A 16,129-nucleotide genomic window follows, 5' to 3' on the forward strand; every position below is an offset into this window, starting at 1 on the left:
GGCTTGACAACAGCGACAGGAACGTGCTGCGGCAGGCGTGCGGAACCAGGTATTCGCAGGTCGGAGCGGCTGTCCGGGCGGGGTGAAACGCGTACGTTACACACATCCGGAGCCCCCTCCAAGCGGTCGAACGTCCACATTTGTCCGATTCCAAGTGTGCGACTTACGCTACTCCGTTCGGTGTCCGGAGCCGGATACGAGACGAATCCGGAATTGATCACGAGAGGGTTGCGATCAGTCGGCTGATCGACGTACTCGTCGACGTACTCACCGGCGTACTCATCGGTACGTGATCAATACGTGATCGATTTCCGGGCGGCCGTGCATTCCTTCACCGAAGATTTGCGGGCCCCGTTATGTGAATGTCGGACGAGGACCCGGCCAATGCGGTTCGGGAGTCACTCGAGGGGCGTGGGGTACCCCCTGCTGGAGGGAAGAGCGGGCGTTGGGGGAGGGTCGGGTGCGGCCGGTCGGGAACGGCTCGGTAACCTGAGGCCGTTGACTGACACTTAGGGCGGCTTTACAGGGAGGCCGCCCCTGCGTTCAAGGAGTTGCCGCCGCCGTGAGCAGCAGCATTCGACGCGGCGCCCTCGCCGCCTCCGCCATCGTCTTCTCGATCGCCTCGCTCGCCGCCTGCGGGGCCGGCAACGACCCCCAGACCCTGGAGATCAAGCCGGACAACGCGGCCACCTCCGTGGGCACCATCAAGATCCAGAACGTCACGGTCATCACGCAGCCCGACATGCAGTCGACGGGCCCCGCCGTGGTCTCCGCCACCATCTTCAACGGCGACACCACCCACTCCCAGACCCTCGACTCGATCACCATCCCCGGCACCGGCAAGACCGCCAAGCTCAGCCCGGCCAAGGGCAAGGACCTCACCATCCCGGCCGGCGGCTCGCTGGTCCTCGGCGGCAAGGACAACGCCTCCGCCGTGCTGGACAACACCAGCGAGGCGCTCCAGGACGGCAACGCCCAGAAGGTCACCTTCACCTTCAGCCAGACCGGTGACGTGAGCCTGCGTGCCTTCGTCTTCCCGGCCAAGAGCTACTTCAGCTCGTGGGGCCCGAGCGAGATCCCGACCGCGTCGGCCCCCGCCTCGCCCGCCGCCGGCGCGACGGCGAGCGACAACTCCAAGCCGTCGAAGCAGTCGAAGCCGTCGAAGGGCAAGAACTCCCCCTCGCCGACCGACTCCGCGACCGCCGGCTCCACCCCGAGCGACTCCGCGTCGGCCTCGGCCACGGCCCACTGAGCACCCATGACTGAAGGGCGGCACCCCTCCCGGGGTGCCGCCCTTCAGTCATCTCGCCTGGCTCCTCCCCGACGCACCCCCCGCACCGCTCCGCGGGCATCGCGCCGCTGCGCCGGACCCCGTCCGGCAGGCACGACGCACGCCACCCCACCGAACGGACACCGACCGGCCCGGTCAGGGCTCGAACTTGTAGCCCAGCCCCCGCACCGTCACCAGGTAGCGCGGCGCGCCCGGGTCCGGCTCGATTTTCGCGCGCAGGCGCTTGACGTGGACGTCGAGGGTCTTGGTGTCGCCGACGTAGTCGGCGCCCCAGACGCGGTCGATGAGCTGCATACGGGTGAGGACGCGGCCCGCGTTGCGCAGGAGCATCTCGAGCAGGTCGAACTCCTTCAGCGGAAGGTCGACCTTGGAACCGGACACCGTCACCACGTGGCGGTCGACGTCCATCCGGACCGGGCCGGCCTCCAGCGCGGCCGGGGTGACCTCCTCCGGCTCGCCGCGTCTGCGGAGCACCGCGCGGATGCGGGCGACCAGCTCGCGCGAGGAGAAGGGCTTGGTGACGTAGTCGTCGGCTCCTATTTCCAGGCCGACGACCTTGTCGATCTCGCTGTCCTTGGCGGTCACCATGATCACCGGGACGTTGGAGCGGCCGCGCAGCTGACGGCACACCTCCGTACCGGGCAGCCCCGGCAGCATCAGGTCGAGGAGGACGAGGTCGGCGCCGTTGCGCTCGAACTCGTCGAGTCCGTCGGGGCCGGTGGCCGCCACGGCCACCTCGAAGCCCTCCTTGCGGAGCATGTACGACAGGGCGTCGGAGAAGGACTCCTCGTCCTCGACGACGAGCACTCGGGTCACGGAAGGACCTCCGGGGAGGGAAGCGTTTCGTACGCGGCGGTTGAGTCGGGCGATGCGGGGGACGGCCCGGCCTCTTCGTCGAGGTCGGGGTGCTGCTGGGCGCGGTCACGGGCCACACCGGCCTCCGGCAGCCGCAGGGTGAAGGTGGAGCCCTGGCCTTCGGCGCTCCACACCGTGACCTCCCCGCCGTGCGAGGCGACCACGTGCTTGACGATGGCCAGACCCAGGCCGGTGCCGCCGGTGGCCCGGGAGCGGGCCGGGTCGACCCGGTAGAAGCGCTCGAAGATGCGCTCCTTGTCCTTGTCCGTGATGCCGATGCCCTGGTCGGTGACGGCGAGCTCGATCATGTCGCCACCGGGTGCGCTGATCCGGCGGGCGGCTATGCCCACGCGGGTGCGGGCCGGGGAGTAGTTGACGGCGTTCTCGACGAGGTTGCCCAGGGCGGCGGCGAGCTGCCCGCGGTTCCCCCAGACATGCAGGTCGGCCGTGCCGCCCGCCCGTCGCCCACCACCACCCTGATCGGGCCCTTCGGGCACCCATACATTCGAGGCCATCGTGATCTGTTTGGTGCCGGCCTGGTGGCGGCAGCGGTCGATGGCCTCGGCGACGAGTTCGTCGACGCGGACGGGTTCGGCGTCCTCGAGGGGGTCGTCGTTCTGCACGCGTGACAGATCGATGAGCTCCTGGACCAGGTTGGTCAGGCGGGTGGCCTCGATCTGCATGCGGCCGGCGAAGCGCTGTACCGCCTCCGGGTCGTCGGAGGCGTCCATGACGGCCTCGGACAGGAGGGAGAGCGCGCCCACCGGGGTCTTGAGCTCGTGGCTGACGTTGGCGACGAAGTCGCGTCGTACGGCCTCGATGCGGCGGGCCTCGGTGAGGTCCTCGACGAGCAGCAGCACCAGCCGGGAGCCGAGCGGTGCGACCCGGGCGGAGACGGCGAGGGCCTCCCCGCGTCCGGTCCCGCGCCGGGGCAGGTCCAGTTCGACCTGGCGTATCTCGCCGTCGCGTCTGGTGTCCCGGGTCATCTGGAGCATGGGTTCGACGGCGAGCTTGCCGCCGCGTACCAGCCCGAGGGCGTATGCGGCGGAGCTGGCCTTGACGACGGCGTCGGCCTCGTCGAGTACGACGGCCGACGAGCGGAGCACGGAGAGAACCGTGTCCACTCCGGGCGGGAGTACGGGATCGGTGTGCAAGGAAGTCCTGGTCGGTCGCTTCTGGTCGCGTTCGCTCCAGCGGAACGCCAGCATGGCGATGACACCGGTGAGCACCCCGGCGATCGCTGCCGCTGCGGCGACCGCCGCGTTCACGTCCATGCGTCAAGGTTAGGCACGGGATACCCCCTGGCCACAGCCGTCAGCGTGCGAGCTCGAACACTCGTCGCCCAGAGTTCACCTTGGAGCCAGTATTGGTTCATTTGGGGTGGCAGAAACGGACGCGTACGGGCCGGAACGTGGGAGCGTGGGGTTCGCACCGCCCCGAAGCACACGTACGAGAGGGAACCCTGATGCGGGACGCGTACCACGAGGAACTGGACTCGATCGGCGACGGTCTGGTGGAGATGGCCCGGCTGGTCGGGTCGGCGATCGGACGCGCCACGACGGCCATCCTCGACGCCGATCTCAAGCTGGCCGAAAGCGTCATCGAGGCCGACAAGAAGGTCGACGAGCTGCAGCACGACCTGGAGGCCCGGGCCATAGCCCTGCTGGCCCGCCAGCAGCCGGTGGCGACGGATCTGCGGATCGTCGTCACGTCCCTGCGCATGTCGGCCGACCTGGAGCGTTCCGGCGACCTCGCCCAGCACGTGGCGAAGCTCGCGCGCCTGCGCTTCCCCGAGCGGGCGGTCCCCCAGGACCTGCACGCCACCATCCTGGAGATGGGCCAGCTCGCCCAGCGCCTGATGGCGAAGGCGGCCGAGGTCATCGTGACGAAGGACGTCGACCTCGCCCTCCAGCTGGAGCAGGACGACGACGAGATGGACCTGCTGCACCGCACCCTCTTCCAGCACCTGATCGACGAGCGCTGGAAGCACGGCATCGAGACGGCCGTCGACGTCACCCTCCTCGGCCGCTACTACGAGCGCTACGCCGACCACGCGGTCGCGGTCGCCAAGCGCGTCGTCTACCTGGTGACGGGCGAGCACGCGGACGACCTCCAGACGGACATCCAGCCGGTGACGGGGGCGGACGGAGCGTAGCCCTCCGGGGGTTCGCGGGGTGGGGTGCTTGGCCGGCGCCCAGGGCTTCAGGGCTGACGCCCTGGGGCTGCACGGGGCCGGTGCCCCGGTGGGTGGGCTGGCGCCCCGGGCTTCAGGGCCGGCGCCCCTGGGCTGGGCGGGCCGGCACCCCGGGCTTCAGGGCTGACGTCCCGAGGCTGCGTGGGCCGGCACCCTGGGCTTTACGGCTTGAGGACCGGGACCGGATGGGCTTACGCCCTGGGACCGGACCGCTCGCGCCATGCGGCTCCAGGGCCCACGGCCTCAGGCCCGAACACCCGCGCCCTGAGGCTGGATGGGGCCGGCACCCCGAGGGCTGAGCGAGCCGGCACCCCGGGCTTTACGGCTTGAGGACCAGGACCGGATGGGCTTACGACCCACGGCTCACGACCCGAAGCCCACGGCTCGCCGCCCGGAGGCCACGGGCTTGTACCTCGGCCGCTCCGCATCCCACGGCCCAGAACCGACAGGCATGCACCCCCGACCACGGCCCACGCCCCATGGCCCCAGAACCCCAGAGCTCGCGGCCCGGCGCTTCAAGGGTTGCCGTCTGGGGGGCTCGAAGGCTGAGGGGCAGGGCGTGGGGCGCCCCTGTGCGCCGTTGATGCGCCTGCTGGGGCGGGCATGAAATGGGCAAAGGCACCAGGCCCTATCCACTGGGAGGAACCATGGCCGAATCCCCCAGCACCACGCCCGACCCCACACAGCAGCACGACACCGAGCAGCCCGCCGACCTCAGGAACCTCCCGCTCATCGCCTCCTGCGGCTGCGGTTCGGGGTGTGGCTGCGGGTGCCAGTCGGGCAGCCCGTGCCAGTGCGGCTGACGGCACCTTCCGACAGGGAACTTCGAGGGCCCCGGTGATCAATGATCGCCGGGGCCCTCGACGGGCACCGCGGCAGGGCTTCCAGCGGTCGCCCCCGCCGGGTCGCGGGCGCAGCATGGAAAGCGGAGCGGAAAGGACGCGAGGAGGTGTGAGGCCATGCCCCAGTTCATGGACGTCCACCACGGAATGAAGGGCATCACCGCCGACCAGCTGCGACAGGCGCACAGAGCCGACCTGGCCATCGAGGGCGAGGAGAACGTCCACTTCGAGAAGGCCTGGGCCGACCCGGAGTCCGGCACCGTCTACTGCCTCTCCGAGGCGCCCTCGGCCGAAGCGATCCAGCGCATTCACGAACGGGCGGGGCACCGGGCGGACGAGGTGCACTCCGTGCCGTTGACGGCCTGACGATCGCACCGGAAGCCGGAAGCCGGGAAGGGGGCTGTACGGAGCCCACGGAGTCCCTGGCCGCCGTGCTCAGGCGCGGCGGCCAGGGACTCCGCAGGTCCTCAGGCGTTGCCCCTGCTCTGCGCCTCCGCCTCGGCGATCCTCTGGGCCTCGGACTCCGCGACCGCGAGGGCGAGACCGAACGCCTCGGCCATATGGCCGGCGGCGGACATGACGCGGGCCGTGCCCACCACGGGGGCGATGGCGACGAGGACGTCCTGCAACTGCTCGGTGGTCAGGTTCGCGTCGGCCGCGGCACCGGCGTGAGCGAGGTAGGAGACCGGGGGCGCGTCCATGGCGACGAGCGCGGCGATACGGGTGAGGATGAGCGTGCCCTCGTCCAGGCCACACCGTTCGAGCGAGTCGAGCGTCATGGCGGTGAGCGTGTCGAGGACAGGGGCGTCCGATGCGGTGGCCATTTCTCGACCGCCTTTCCCTGGGGTGGAGACGACACTTCGGAAGGTACGAGCCCGCGGGGCGTCCGGCTTCACCCTCCCCGGGTGACCCGCGCACCACAGATATTCGTGAAGATCGAACAATGCGCGCGAAAAGGTCATGGCATGGGTCTGCCGGCACGGGTCGGCAAGGACCGACCGGCGGCCTTCAACCGGTCTGACCTGGGCGCAGAGCCGACTCATAGGTTTAGGATCAGTAAAGAGGCTTCCGCTCGGCGAGTCCTTGTTGAATCCTTAAGGTTCACAAATGAGGATTGCTTGTGAAGATCGGTGATCCTCTGGCGCGCACTCAGGCAACGGGTGCCCACCGCTCGTCGAGCGAGCAGTGGATCGGACGCCGTGACCGCCTGATTCAGGAACATGCGGCCACACTTCAGGGGCACCGAGGCGCGAGGAACAGGCGGAACGTTTCTTTACGACGTCCTCGCCGCACGCGGTAGCCGGCACCGCGGCTGCCTGATTCAGGAACAGACAGTCGCACTCCAGGGGTGCCGTGCGCCGGTCCGGGCATGCCCCCGAACCGGTTCGAAGAGGGGGGATCACCATGCGCATCCGCGCACTCAGGCAGGACCACGCCGGTCCGCCGCTCGCCTTCGAAGCCGCTGAGAGCACGTCAGGCTCAAGGCGATTAGCGGACGTTCACCAGCGATGATGTGACGGTGTGGCGTTCGACACACCGTCAACCCCGGCGTCCGCCGACGACGCGCCCGCACCGGCCGCGCAGCCGACGCCCGTCGCCGCACCCCGGACGCGTTCCTGGCCTGATGAGAGCTGATGGCGTGTCACCCAGACCTTCGCGCACGGCGGTTGAATCCGCCCACCGCACGCACGGTTCCGGCCGCCCTCGAAGCCCTCTCGTGACAGGAGGGGCGTTTGCATGCGAAGTGGAATTTGTGCTTTCTGTGTGAAGGAATCAGGCCTGCTGGCTTGGATCCCTTCATACCTAGCGCCAATCTGGCGCAACTCGGTTGATTCTGGTCGCTCGTTGGGTGGGGGCCCTCTCTATGTCGAGCTTCTTCGACGCATTCTGGTCATGGCTGGTACAGGCCGTCGGTGAGACATCCTGGCGGGACGTGATGCCCCTCGGCATCGCCGGCGTCTTCGTGTGGGGACTGTGGCTGTACCGAGCGGTGCTGTCCCGGTTCGCCAGACCCGTGGTGAACGACTTCCGCACCACCACCTCGGTCGTGGTGCCCGCCTACCGGGAGGACCCGGAGATCCTCCTGGACTGCCTGGAGACCTGGCTGGCGCAGGATCCCATGGAGGTGATCATCGTCCCGGACGTGGAGGACCACGAGGTCCTCCAGCGGCTGTCCCAGGTGACCGACCCTCGGGTGAGGGTGCTGGCCTTCGAGCACCGCGGCAAGCGCTCGGCCCTGGGTGTGGGCATCCGGGCGGCGTCCGGTGAAGTGGTCGTCCTGGTCGACTCCGACACCCGCTGGGAGGACGGGCTGCTCGACGCGGTGCAGATGCCCTTCGTCGACCCCGCGGTCGGTGGCGTCGGCACCCAGCAGAACGTCTACCAGCGCCGCTCCAGCGTCTGGCGGCGCATAGCCGACTGGCTGGTCAACCTGCGCTACTACGACTACGTCCCGGCCATGGGGCGCGCCGGCGCCGTCGCCTGCCTCTCCGGCCGGACCGCGGCCTACCGGCGAGCCGCCATCACCCCCGTGCTGACCAACCTCGAGGACGAGTTCTTCCTCGGCCGCCGGTGCGTCGCGGGCGATGACGGCCGGCTGACCTGGCTGGTGCTGGCCTCCGGCTACAAGACGGTCCACCAGTCCTCCGCGCGTGCCATGTCGATGTTCCCCTCCTCCTTCCGCGCCTTCGTCAAGCAGCGTGTGCGCTGGAGCCGCAACTCCTACCGCTGCTACCTGACCGCCCTGTACAAGGGCTGGCTGTGGCGCGTGCCGCTGGTCACCAAGATCACCGTGCTGCAGATCCTGCTGACCCCGGTCACCATGGGCATGGCCGTCGGCTATCTCCTCTTCAGCCGTCTCGAACTGACGGGGCGTGGCATCGCGCTGGCGCTGATCTGGCTGCTCGTCGGACGTGGCGTACGCGGCTACTCGCACCTGCGCAGGCACCCGCAGGAGGTGCTCCTGCTGCCGCTGCTCGCGCTCGTGGTCGTCATGATCTCGCTCCCGATCAAGCTGTTCGCCTTCATCACCATGAACAAGCAGGGCTGGCTCACCCGCAACAGCACCACCGTCGGCGGCGAGGGCCAGGACTCCGCATCGCTGGGCGGCACGACGCCGAACAACGCCGCATCCGGTATGGGGGCTCTCCAGTCATGAACCACCTGAACCGACCCCTCCGTTCGGGGCGCCTCCACCCCGCTCTGCGTTCCGCCGCCGCCCTGCGTGTCGCCGCCGCCCTTCCAGCAGCCGCCGCGCTCCTGCTGCTCGCCCAGGCCGTGCCCGCCTCGGCCGACGGCAAAAACGTTCCCCCGGGGCAGCAGTTCACCACCGAGGTGTCCGAGACCCAGGCGGCACTGGTCGCCGCCGAGGACCACCGGCTCGACCAGGTCCGCGCGGTGTCCGCGGTCGCCCCGCTGAAGGACCAGCGGTACACCAAGCCGTACCGGACCGAGACCACCGGCGGCTACACCCTCGTACTGACCCGGCGCAGCAAGCCGTACGCCATCGCCGATCTGCTGCAGCTCGCGCCGCAGACCTTCGTGCAGAAGCCGGACGGGTCGTATCTGCTGACGGAGAACATCTACCTGAACTCCGGGGCCAAGCTGCGGCTGTCCAACCCCGGCGGGCTGAACCTGCACATGGCCAGCAACCGCCAGGGCTTCGTCTCCATCGTCTCCTTCGGCGGCCGGATCATGATCGACGGTGCCGCTCAGGCGCACGTCAAGGTCAGCAGCTGGGACCCGCAGAAGAACAAGCCGGACACCGACGTCCGGGACGGGCGGGCCTACATCCGCGCCATCGGCGGCCAGTTCTCCATGAGTTACGCCGATGTCTCCGACCTGGGCTTCTGGAGCGGCCGCACCGGCGGGCTCAGCCTCACCGGGACCGACCGGCCCAACACCGGCAGCCTCACCGGCCCCGACGACCCCAGCGACGACGATGACGGCCAGCTCAGCAGCAGCGGCGTGCTGACCGGGCCGTCGGGCAAGCTGACCACCCCGGACAGCCGCTTCACCACTCCCCAACTGTCCTACGTGTCGGCGGACATCAGCCACTCCACCGTGTCCGGCAACGTGTACGGGTTGTTCGCCTCCGGCGCCACCGGCGTCACCATCGAGTCCACCACCATCGAGAAGAGCCGGCAGGACGGCCTCGTACTGCACCGCTTCGTGACCAACGCGATCGTCGAGAAGACCACGTCGCGGGAGAACGGCGGCGACGGCTTCGTGATGGCTCGCGCCACCCAGCAGGTCCGCGTGACCGGCTCCAAGTCGCTCGGCAACGGCGGCAACGGCTTCACGATCAGCGGCCAGCCGCTGGCCCACGGCCCCTCCGCCTCCGGCCAGCCCACCAGCAGCTACGGCTCCAACTCGGTCTCCAGCAGCACCGCCAAGGACAACGGCCACTACGGCATCGAGGTCGTCGGCGGCACGGACGTCGGCGTGCAGGACAACACCGTGGTCGGCGGCGACATGGGCATCGTCGCCCGCAAGGACGCCGAGAAGGTCGCCGTCACCGGCAACCACCTGATCGGCCAGTCCCGGCAGGGCATCTCGGTGCGCGACGGCGTGACGGACGCCAAGGTCACCGGCAACATCGTCGAGAAGGCCGACACCGCCGTCTACGTCCGCGACTCGGCCGCCGAGGTGCGGGGCAACACCGTCGAGGGCGCCGGCAACCACGGTGTCTCCCTGGTCGGCGGCGTCGACGGCTCCACGGTCTCGTACAACGTCATCGCCGGTGTCGGCCCCAGCGCGGTCGACAACTCCCGTGCGCACGGCGGCGTCAGCATCCGGGAGAACCAGACCTTCGCCTGGTACGACACCAGTTCGTTCTGGGTGAAGTTCCGGCACTACGCCAGCCCGATGACCCTCCTGTGGACGGGTATCCTGCTGCTCATCCTGTTCTCCGCGGCCCTGGGCCGGCGCGGCCGCCGCACGCGCGGGAAGGTCGGCATCCACCCGTACCTGGACAAGGCGCCGCTGCCCAAGGACAACCTGCGCGAGATCTCCCGGACGGAAACGGAAGAGGAACTGGTCCCGGTGATGTCCGAATGAACGCGGCGAACCGTGCGGTGTGGCTGGCGGGAGCGGCCCTGGCGGTCGCGGTCGTGGCCCTGATCGTGGCCCTGACCGCCGGCGGTGACGGGGACTCCCCGCGTACGAAGGCGAGTTCGGCGGGCAGAGTCCCCACCACCCGGAGCAGCGCCACCGAGGGGACGTCCGCGCCCGCCACGGGACCGATCGCCACCGAGGACCCGGCCGACCCGCAGGCCACCGGCACGGCCACGGCGTCCGCCGACGCCGTGACCTGCCCCGCGCCCACCGTGAACGTCGGCGACGCCGACTCGCTGCAGGACGCCCTCGACGGCGCCATGCCGGGCGACGTCATCCACCTCGCCGACGGCCGCTACGAGGGCAAGTTCACCGCCAAGTCCCCGGGCACCGCCGACAAGCCCGTCTGGGTCTGCGGCGGCCCCGGCGCGGTGATCGACGCCGGTGGCGTCAAGGGCGGCTACGCCTTCCACCTCGACGGCGCCGACTACTGGCGGCTGATCGGCTTCACCGTGCGCAACGGCCAGAAGGGAGTGATGGCGGACAAGGTCCAGCACTCCGTCATCCAGGGCCTGACGGTGGAGCAGATCGGCGACGAGGCCATCCATCTGCGCAACTTCAGCTCGGACAACGTCGTCCGCGACAACACCATCCGCGACACCGGGCAGCGCAAGCCGAAGTTCGGCGAAGGCGTGTACATCGGCTCCGCCGACTCCAACTGGTGCTCGGTCACCCACTGCAAGCCGGACAACAGCGACCGCAACGTCGTGAGCGGCAACCACATCAGCGCCACCACGGCCGAGGCGGTGGACATCAAGGAAGGCACCACCGGCGGCATCGTCACCCGCAACACCTTCGACGGTTCCGACCTGTCCGGGTCGCACGACGACTCATGGGTCGACGTGAAGGGCAACCGCTGGACGATCTCCTTCAACACCGGCAGTCACAGCAACGAGGACGGGTTCCAGACCCACGAGATCCGCGACGGCTGGGGCAAGGACAACACCTTCAAGGGCAATGTCGCCCACGTGGACGGCCCGGGCTACGGCTTCCACTTCACCCCCGTCAACGGCAACAAGCTGAGCTGCGACAACAAGGCCACGGGCGCGGCAGAGGGCCTCGCGAACGTCGACTGCGCGTCCTGACCGCTTCCCTCCCGCTTCCCTTCGCTTCCGCTTCCCTTCCCTTTCTCACCCGTCACGCAGGGCCCGCCGCACGGTGGGCCGCTGCGGCGGCCCGCCACACCCGAAAACACCCTGGAGATGATCATGGCAGCCACCACCATCGCGGAGGACGCCGTCGGCTCGAGGAACGGCGACACCGACGCGGCCGCTCCCCGGCTCACCGTCATAGGCACCGGCTACCTCGGGGCCACACACGCCATCTGCATGGCCGTCCTGGGCTTCGACGTCCTGGGCGTGGAGATCGACCAGAGCAAGGTCGACCGGCTCAACTCCGGTACGGTCCCCTTCTTCGAGCCCGGGCTGCCCGAACTGCTCGCCAAGGCGCTGGACTCGGGCCGGCTGCGCTTCACCACGAGCTTCGCGGAGGCCGCCGAGTTCGGCGACGTCCACTTCCTGTGCGTGGGCACGCCCCAGCAGCAGGGCTCGGAAGCGGCCGACCTCCGGTACGTGGACGCCGCCGCCACCGAACTGGCCCGGCATCTGCACCGCCGCACGCTGGTGGTCGGCAAGTCCACGGTGCCCGTCGGTACGGCCGCGCGCCTCACCGAACTCGTCCAGCGCATCGCGCCCGCCGGGGACCAGGTGGAACTCGCCTGGAACCCCGAGTTCCTGCGCGAGGGCTACGCCGTGGACGACACCCTGCGCCCGGACCGGCTGGTCTTCGGCGTCGCCTCCGCCTGGGCCGAGGAGCAGCTGCGCGCCGCCTTCGCCCCGGTCATCGCCCGGGACACCCCGGTGGTCGTCACCGACCTGACCACGGCCGAACTGGTCAAGGTCGCCGCCAACTCCTTCCTGGCCACCAAGATCTCGTACATCAACGCCATGGCCGAGGTCTGCGAGGCCACCGGCGGCGATGTCACCGGCCTCGCCGAGGCGCTGGCGTACGACGACCGGATCGGCGGCCGTTTCCTGAAGCCCGGTCTCGGCTTCGGCGGCGGCTGCCTGCCCAAGGACATCCGGGCCTTCGCGCACCGTGCCGAGGAGCTCGGGGTCGGCCAGGCCGTCGCCTTCCTGCGCGAGGTGGACGGCATCAACCAGCGCCGGCGCGCCCGTACCGTCGACCTCGTCCGCGAGCTCGCCGGCGGCGACCTCGCCGGGGTCCGGGTGACCGCCCTCGGCGCGGCCTTCAAGCCCAACTCCGACGACATCCGCGACGCCCCCGCCCTGGACGTGGCCACCACGCTGCACCGGCTGGGCGCCCACGTGACCGTCGTGGACCCCGCCGCGACCGACAACGCCCGGCGCGCCTTCCCGGAGCTGTCGTACGGCACCGACGCGCTTTCGGCGGCGGCCGGGAGCGACGTGGTCGTCCTGCTCACCGAGTGGAACGAGTTCCGGCTCATCGACCCGGAGGCGATGGGCGCGGTGGTCGGCCACCGCCGCATCGTGGACGGCCGGCATGCGCTGGACCCGGTGAAGTGGCGCACGGCGGGCTGGGAGTACCGGGCGCTGGGACGGCCGTAGCGGACTCGGGATTGACCCAGGGATAACTCGGGAGCGACTGGGGGACGACCCGGGGGATGATCTGCCGCATGACCAAGAAGGCGGCAGACCTCGTCCCCGGCGACGACGGGTGGACGGAGCGTTTGGGATGGGCGTACGGCTTGATATCGCCGATCCCGGCCGAACGCTCCGCCGCCCTCGACCGTCAGGCCCTCGCCCGTGCGCGGACCGACGCGGCCCGCACCCGCTACTACGAAGCCTGGCGCCGCTCGACCATCGGCCTGCTGCTCACGGCCCGGGGCCGGGCAGCCGCGGAGAGGACCTACGAAGAGGCCGCGAACCGCTGCCTCCCTGAGGCCCTGTGGCCGAGGCACGCCCCCCGCGAGGACACCGGCACCTGGCCGGGCCTGCCCTTCGCGCTGCTCTTCCTGGAGTGGGAGGCCCGCTATCCACAGGAGTGGACAGCGCACGCCAAGGCATGGGGGACGAAGGAGTTCCTGATCCGGGACCTGGCGAAAATCAGCCACGACCCAGACGTGCGGGCGAAGCTCATCGACATCCTCGACGTGATCGTCCGGCGCCCCTACCGCTGCAAGGACCGTGAGTACGTGCGGGTGGCCCGAGCGGTGGACGGGGACGAGCTGCGCACCCGGCTGACCAGGGCCCACGGCTCCGAGCAGCCCTGGGCGCGGCGGCACGCCGGTTATGTGCTCTGGCTCCTCGACCACCCCGAGACACCGAACACCCGGCACGTGTGGACCACGTGGCTCGCCCGAGAGCGCGAGCGGGAGCCGTGCGACGATATGGCCACATCCTGCTCCTGTACGGCGAGTTGTCCTCGTTCCGCTGGGTAGGCGCCGCCTTCCACCAGTAAGAAACAGGGAAGAAAATCGGGGAAGGCGCTACATGTTCCGCAAGTTCCGCACCGTGACCGCAGCCGGCGTGGCCGCCGTCGCCCTCGTCTCGCTCGGTGGTGGCACGGCCCAGGCGAAGACCTCGTCCGCGGCCTCCTCCTCCGCCGCCGCAGCCGACAAGTGGATCTACCTGTCCACCCTCAAGTGCAACGACACCGAGGACTGGGGCCAGGACGAGCTCAAGATCGAGGTGAACGGCAGGGAGGTACTCACCGAGTTCATGGACCCGGGCGACAAGATCACCATCCACCAGTACGTCCACTTCAGCGGCTCCGCGACCGTCAAACTCGTCGATCTCGACTACCCCGACGCGGACGACACCCTCGGCAAGCACACCGTCAGGAGCGGCAGCGGCACGATGAAGTTCACCAACGGCGCCGACTACGAACTCAAGTACAAGGTCGGCCACCCCTGACCCGACGCCCCCGGCTCACCGACAGGCCCCCTGCACGAGCGGGGGGCCTGCTCGTACGCAGGTGACCGCCCCGCCCCGGCCAGTACCTTGATCGCCATGGCCACGCAGACAGTCACCCTGGTCGGCGTCCTCATCGGCGCACTGACGTCCTACCTGGCGACCGCGACCGCCGAGCGGGCGAAGTTCTGGCTCATGCGAGCCGCCCGGGAAGCCCTGCGGGCCAGGAGCCGAGGCCAGGACACCGCCGAGGCCAAGCGGTCGATCCTCTTCGAGAGCTTCATCCTCCTGAGTGACGAAGCCGCCGCCGACGCCGCCCACACCGTCAACCAGCGAGCCTGGGAACTCCTGCGCGTCACCCGCGATCCCAGCAACGGCGAATCCGCCCTCGCCGACGTCCCCCTGGTCACCGCCCTCAACACCCTCCACGACGCGGCGCGGTCGTCACGGGCGGCGGTCTGCTCGCCCTGCGATGGCGCGTCTCCGGCACCATGCAACTGATGACCCTGGTGGGCGCAGCCGGGCTGTTCGCCCATCTGGCCACCCGCTCGTAGCGCGCGTCCGCGGCGTCAGGCCTCGGGATCAAGGCGGAGGCGCAGACGGACGTACCGCGCGCCACCAGGTCCGGGCCGATGGTGCCCGTCGGGGTGCCACCCGTGCCGGGTGTAGAAGGCATGGCCCCGGCTGTTGCGCTCCCATGCCTCCAGCACGCCCGCGGCCAGCGCCCGGTCGCGTAGGAACCGCACGAATGCCGCGTGCAGGCAGCCGCCGACACCTTGTCCCCAAAGGCCAGGGCGGACGTGGATCTGGTAGAGCTGCCCCACGGAGGTGGCGTCGAGATCGGCTTCGTAGGGCGGGCCCATCGCCACGACGCCCACGATCTCGCCCTCCCGCTCCGCGCACAGGACGGTCCTGTCCTCGTCCTGGACGGCACGCAGCCAGGCTTCCCGCCGGCCGACACGCGCGTCGGGGGAAGTGAGGTCCGCGTCCGGCACCCCACCCGCCTGGTAGTACGCCGTGCGGGCGAGAGTGTGCAGGTCGGTGATCCCGTCCACGTCTCCGGGGTTCGCGGTTCGCAGGACGGTCTGAGAAGTCGTCACGGTTACCTGACGTACTCGGCGCGAGCCATGGTTCCTGGCGAGCCATGGTGCCTACTGGCAATCAGGCCCCGGCGTCGGCAGCGTACGCGGCAGACGGAGGCTCGCGCAGGAAGCTCTCGTCTTCCGGGAAGTCAGGGGCCTGGAAGGGGTTCGTCACCGGAGGCGGCGATGCCGCTGCGGGACAGCGGGGTTGCCCTTCCAGGGCGGAGAACAGCGACGTCGGATCGATGTCGGGGCTACCTTTCGTGGCAGGTCCCTGGAGGGGCCTGGCGTGCCGGGACCGGGCACAGCGGTACTACAGCTTGGTCATCTTGGCGTACGGGCTCAGGATCCGCATCTGCGTCGAGCCGAAATCGACGAGTGCCGCGATTCCGTCCTCGATGCCGATCACCCGTCCGAGGCCGTACATGTCGTGCGTGACCTGGTCACCCACGGCGAAGTGCTTCGGAGCGGGTGTGGCCGGGGCTTTGAAGGGGCTGGTGGGAAGGTGGCGCTTGGGCGCGGCAGGCTTTGTCATTGCGCCCAGTATGCGCCTCGAACCGCTCCGGTGGCCGGGTCTCAGGGGCAGGCGTAGCGGATCGTTAGACTTCACTCCACCCAAGAGCTGGTCCTGCCGACCAGCCGGCAGACGGCCGGGGTCGGGCGGTTCGGCCGCCTGCGAGGCCGAACCGCCCGTACTCTTCGTGGTGTCTACGGCGTCACATAGCGGGCGCCAAACCCTGGAGGCAATACCCCGTGCTGATTGCTCAGCGTCCCTCGTTGACCGAAGAGGTCGTCGACGAGTTCCGCTCCCGGTTCGTGATCGAGCCGCTGGAGCCGGGCTTCGGCTACACCCTCGG

Annotated in this window: 16 protein-coding genes and 1 pseudogene; 12 read left to right on the forward strand and 5 right to left on the reverse strand. The window is 69.8% G+C overall.

Going from position 1 to position 16,129, the window contains the following annotated elements:
* Nucleotides 1-562 precede the first annotated feature (562 nt).
* The gene (locus ACH45E_RS42420; RefSeq protein ID WP_361455233.1) at nucleotides 563-1,252 is read left to right on the forward strand and encodes a DUF461 domain-containing protein; all 690 of its coding nucleotides are present in this window, start codon (nucleotides 563-565) and stop codon (nucleotides 1,250-1,252) included.
* Nucleotides 1,253-1,426: 174 nt separating this feature from the next.
* On the opposite strand, the gene ACH45E_RS42425 is transcribed toward ACH45E_RS42420, so the two are convergent.
* Together ACH45E_RS42425 and ACH45E_RS42430 are read right to left on the reverse strand one after the other, a co-directional pair.
* Nucleotides 1,427-2,107, reverse strand: a complete 681-nt coding sequence (locus tag ACH45E_RS42425) for a response regulator transcription factor (RefSeq protein ID WP_010358452.1) — start codon at nucleotides 2,105-2,107, stop codon at nucleotides 1,427-1,429.
* On the reverse strand, nucleotides 2,104-3,420 hold the full coding sequence (locus ACH45E_RS42430) for an ATP-binding protein (protein ID WP_361455236.1): 1,317 nt from the start codon (nucleotides 3,418-3,420) through the stop codon (nucleotides 2,104-2,106). Before ACH45E_RS42430 ends, ACH45E_RS42425 begins: the two co-directional genes overlap by 4 nt.
* Nucleotides 3,421-3,611: 191 nt before the next feature.
* On the opposite strand from ACH45E_RS42430, the gene phoU reads away from it, so the two are divergent.
* From phoU to ACH45E_RS42445, 3 genes are all read left to right on the forward strand, one after another.
* The gene (phoU, locus tag ACH45E_RS42435) at nucleotides 3,612-4,301 is read left to right on the forward strand and encodes a phosphate signaling complex protein PhoU (RefSeq protein ID WP_361455239.1); all 690 of its coding nucleotides are present in this window, start codon (nucleotides 3,612-3,614) and stop codon (nucleotides 4,299-4,301) included.
* Between the two features lie 686 nt (nucleotides 4,302-4,987).
* Entirely contained in the window at nucleotides 4,988-5,143 is a 156-nt protein-coding gene (locus tag ACH45E_RS42440; protein ID WP_361455242.1) for a hypothetical protein, read from the forward strand.
* A gap of 156 nt (nucleotides 5,144-5,299) precedes the next feature.
* Complete coding sequence (locus ACH45E_RS42445) at nucleotides 5,300-5,548, forward strand: SCO4226 family nickel-binding protein (RefSeq protein ID WP_361455245.1); 249 nt, start codon at nucleotides 5,300-5,302, stop codon at nucleotides 5,546-5,548.
* 101 nt (nucleotides 5,549-5,649) lie between these two features.
* On the opposite strand, the gene ACH45E_RS42450 is transcribed toward ACH45E_RS42445, so the two are convergent.
* Nucleotides 5,650-6,006, reverse strand: a complete 357-nt coding sequence (locus tag ACH45E_RS42450; RefSeq protein WP_361455248.1) for a carboxymuconolactone decarboxylase family protein — start codon at nucleotides 6,004-6,006, stop codon at nucleotides 5,650-5,652.
* 1,040 nt (nucleotides 6,007-7,046) lie between these two features.
* Here ACH45E_RS42450 and ACH45E_RS42455 point away from each other — a divergent pair.
* The 7 genes from ACH45E_RS42455 to ACH45E_RS42485 all read left to right on the forward strand — a co-directional run bounded on the left by ACH45E_RS42455 (nucleotide 7,047) and on the right by ACH45E_RS42485 (nucleotide 14,691).
* Complete coding sequence (locus tag ACH45E_RS42455; protein ID WP_361455251.1) at nucleotides 7,047-8,339, forward strand: glycosyltransferase family 2 protein; 1,293 nt, start codon at nucleotides 7,047-7,049, stop codon at nucleotides 8,337-8,339.
* The gene (locus tag ACH45E_RS42460) at nucleotides 8,336-10,240 is read left to right on the forward strand and encodes a right-handed parallel beta-helix repeat-containing protein (protein ID WP_361455254.1); all 1,905 of its coding nucleotides are present in this window, start codon (nucleotides 8,336-8,338) and stop codon (nucleotides 10,238-10,240) included. Before ACH45E_RS42455 ends, ACH45E_RS42460 begins: the two co-directional genes overlap by 4 nt.
* The gene (locus ACH45E_RS42465; protein ID WP_361455257.1) at nucleotides 10,237-11,382 is read left to right on the forward strand and encodes a right-handed parallel beta-helix repeat-containing protein; all 1,146 of its coding nucleotides are present in this window, start codon (nucleotides 10,237-10,239) and stop codon (nucleotides 11,380-11,382) included. The genes ACH45E_RS42460 and ACH45E_RS42465 overlap by 4 nt, the downstream gene beginning before the upstream one ends.
* 123 nt (nucleotides 11,383-11,505) lie before the next feature.
* Nucleotides 11,506-12,885 carry a UDP-glucose/GDP-mannose dehydrogenase family protein gene (locus ACH45E_RS42470; RefSeq protein ID WP_361455260.1) on the forward strand — a complete coding sequence of 460 codons (1,380 nt, stop codon included), beginning with the start codon at nucleotides 11,506-11,508 and terminating at the stop codon, nucleotides 12,883-12,885.
* Nucleotides 12,886-12,953: 68 nt separating this feature from the next.
* A complete protein-coding gene (locus ACH45E_RS42475; RefSeq protein WP_361455263.1) occupies nucleotides 12,954-13,718 on the forward strand; it encodes a hypothetical protein in 765 nt (254 codons plus the stop codon).
* Nucleotides 13,719-13,770: 52 nt separating this feature from the next.
* A complete protein-coding gene (locus ACH45E_RS42480; protein ID WP_361455266.1) occupies nucleotides 13,771-14,193 on the forward strand; it encodes a hypothetical protein in 423 nt (140 codons plus the stop codon).
* A gap of 96 nt (nucleotides 14,194-14,289) precedes the next feature.
* On the forward strand, nucleotides 14,290-14,691 hold the full coding sequence (locus ACH45E_RS42485; RefSeq protein ID WP_361455269.1) for a hypothetical protein: 402 nt from the start codon (nucleotides 14,290-14,292) through the stop codon (nucleotides 14,689-14,691).
* Between the two features lie 68 nt (nucleotides 14,692-14,759).
* Here the strand turns inward: ACH45E_RS42485 and ACH45E_RS42490 are convergent, their stop codons facing one another.
* The gene (locus ACH45E_RS42490; protein ID WP_361455272.1) at nucleotides 14,760-15,290 is read right to left on the reverse strand and encodes a GNAT family N-acetyltransferase; all 531 of its coding nucleotides are present in this window, start codon (nucleotides 15,288-15,290) and stop codon (nucleotides 14,760-14,762) included.
* A gap of 295 nt (nucleotides 15,291-15,585) precedes the next feature.
* Nucleotides 15,586-15,807, reverse strand: coding sequence for a hypothetical protein (locus ACH45E_RS42495; protein ID WP_361455275.1), 222 nt, complete (start codon nucleotides 15,805-15,807; stop codon nucleotides 15,586-15,588).
* Nucleotides 15,808-16,025: 218 nt separating this feature from the next.
* Here ACH45E_RS42495 and ACH45E_RS42500 point away from each other — a divergent pair.
* A pseudogene (locus ACH45E_RS42500) lies at nucleotides 16,026-16,129 on the forward strand (DNA-directed RNA polymerase subunit alpha); the annotation flags it as partial.

The sequence above is a fragment of the Streptomyces sp. NPDC020299 genome (assembly GCF_044387825.1).
GTDB lineage: Bacteria > Actinomycetota > Actinomycetes > Streptomycetales > Streptomycetaceae > Streptomyces.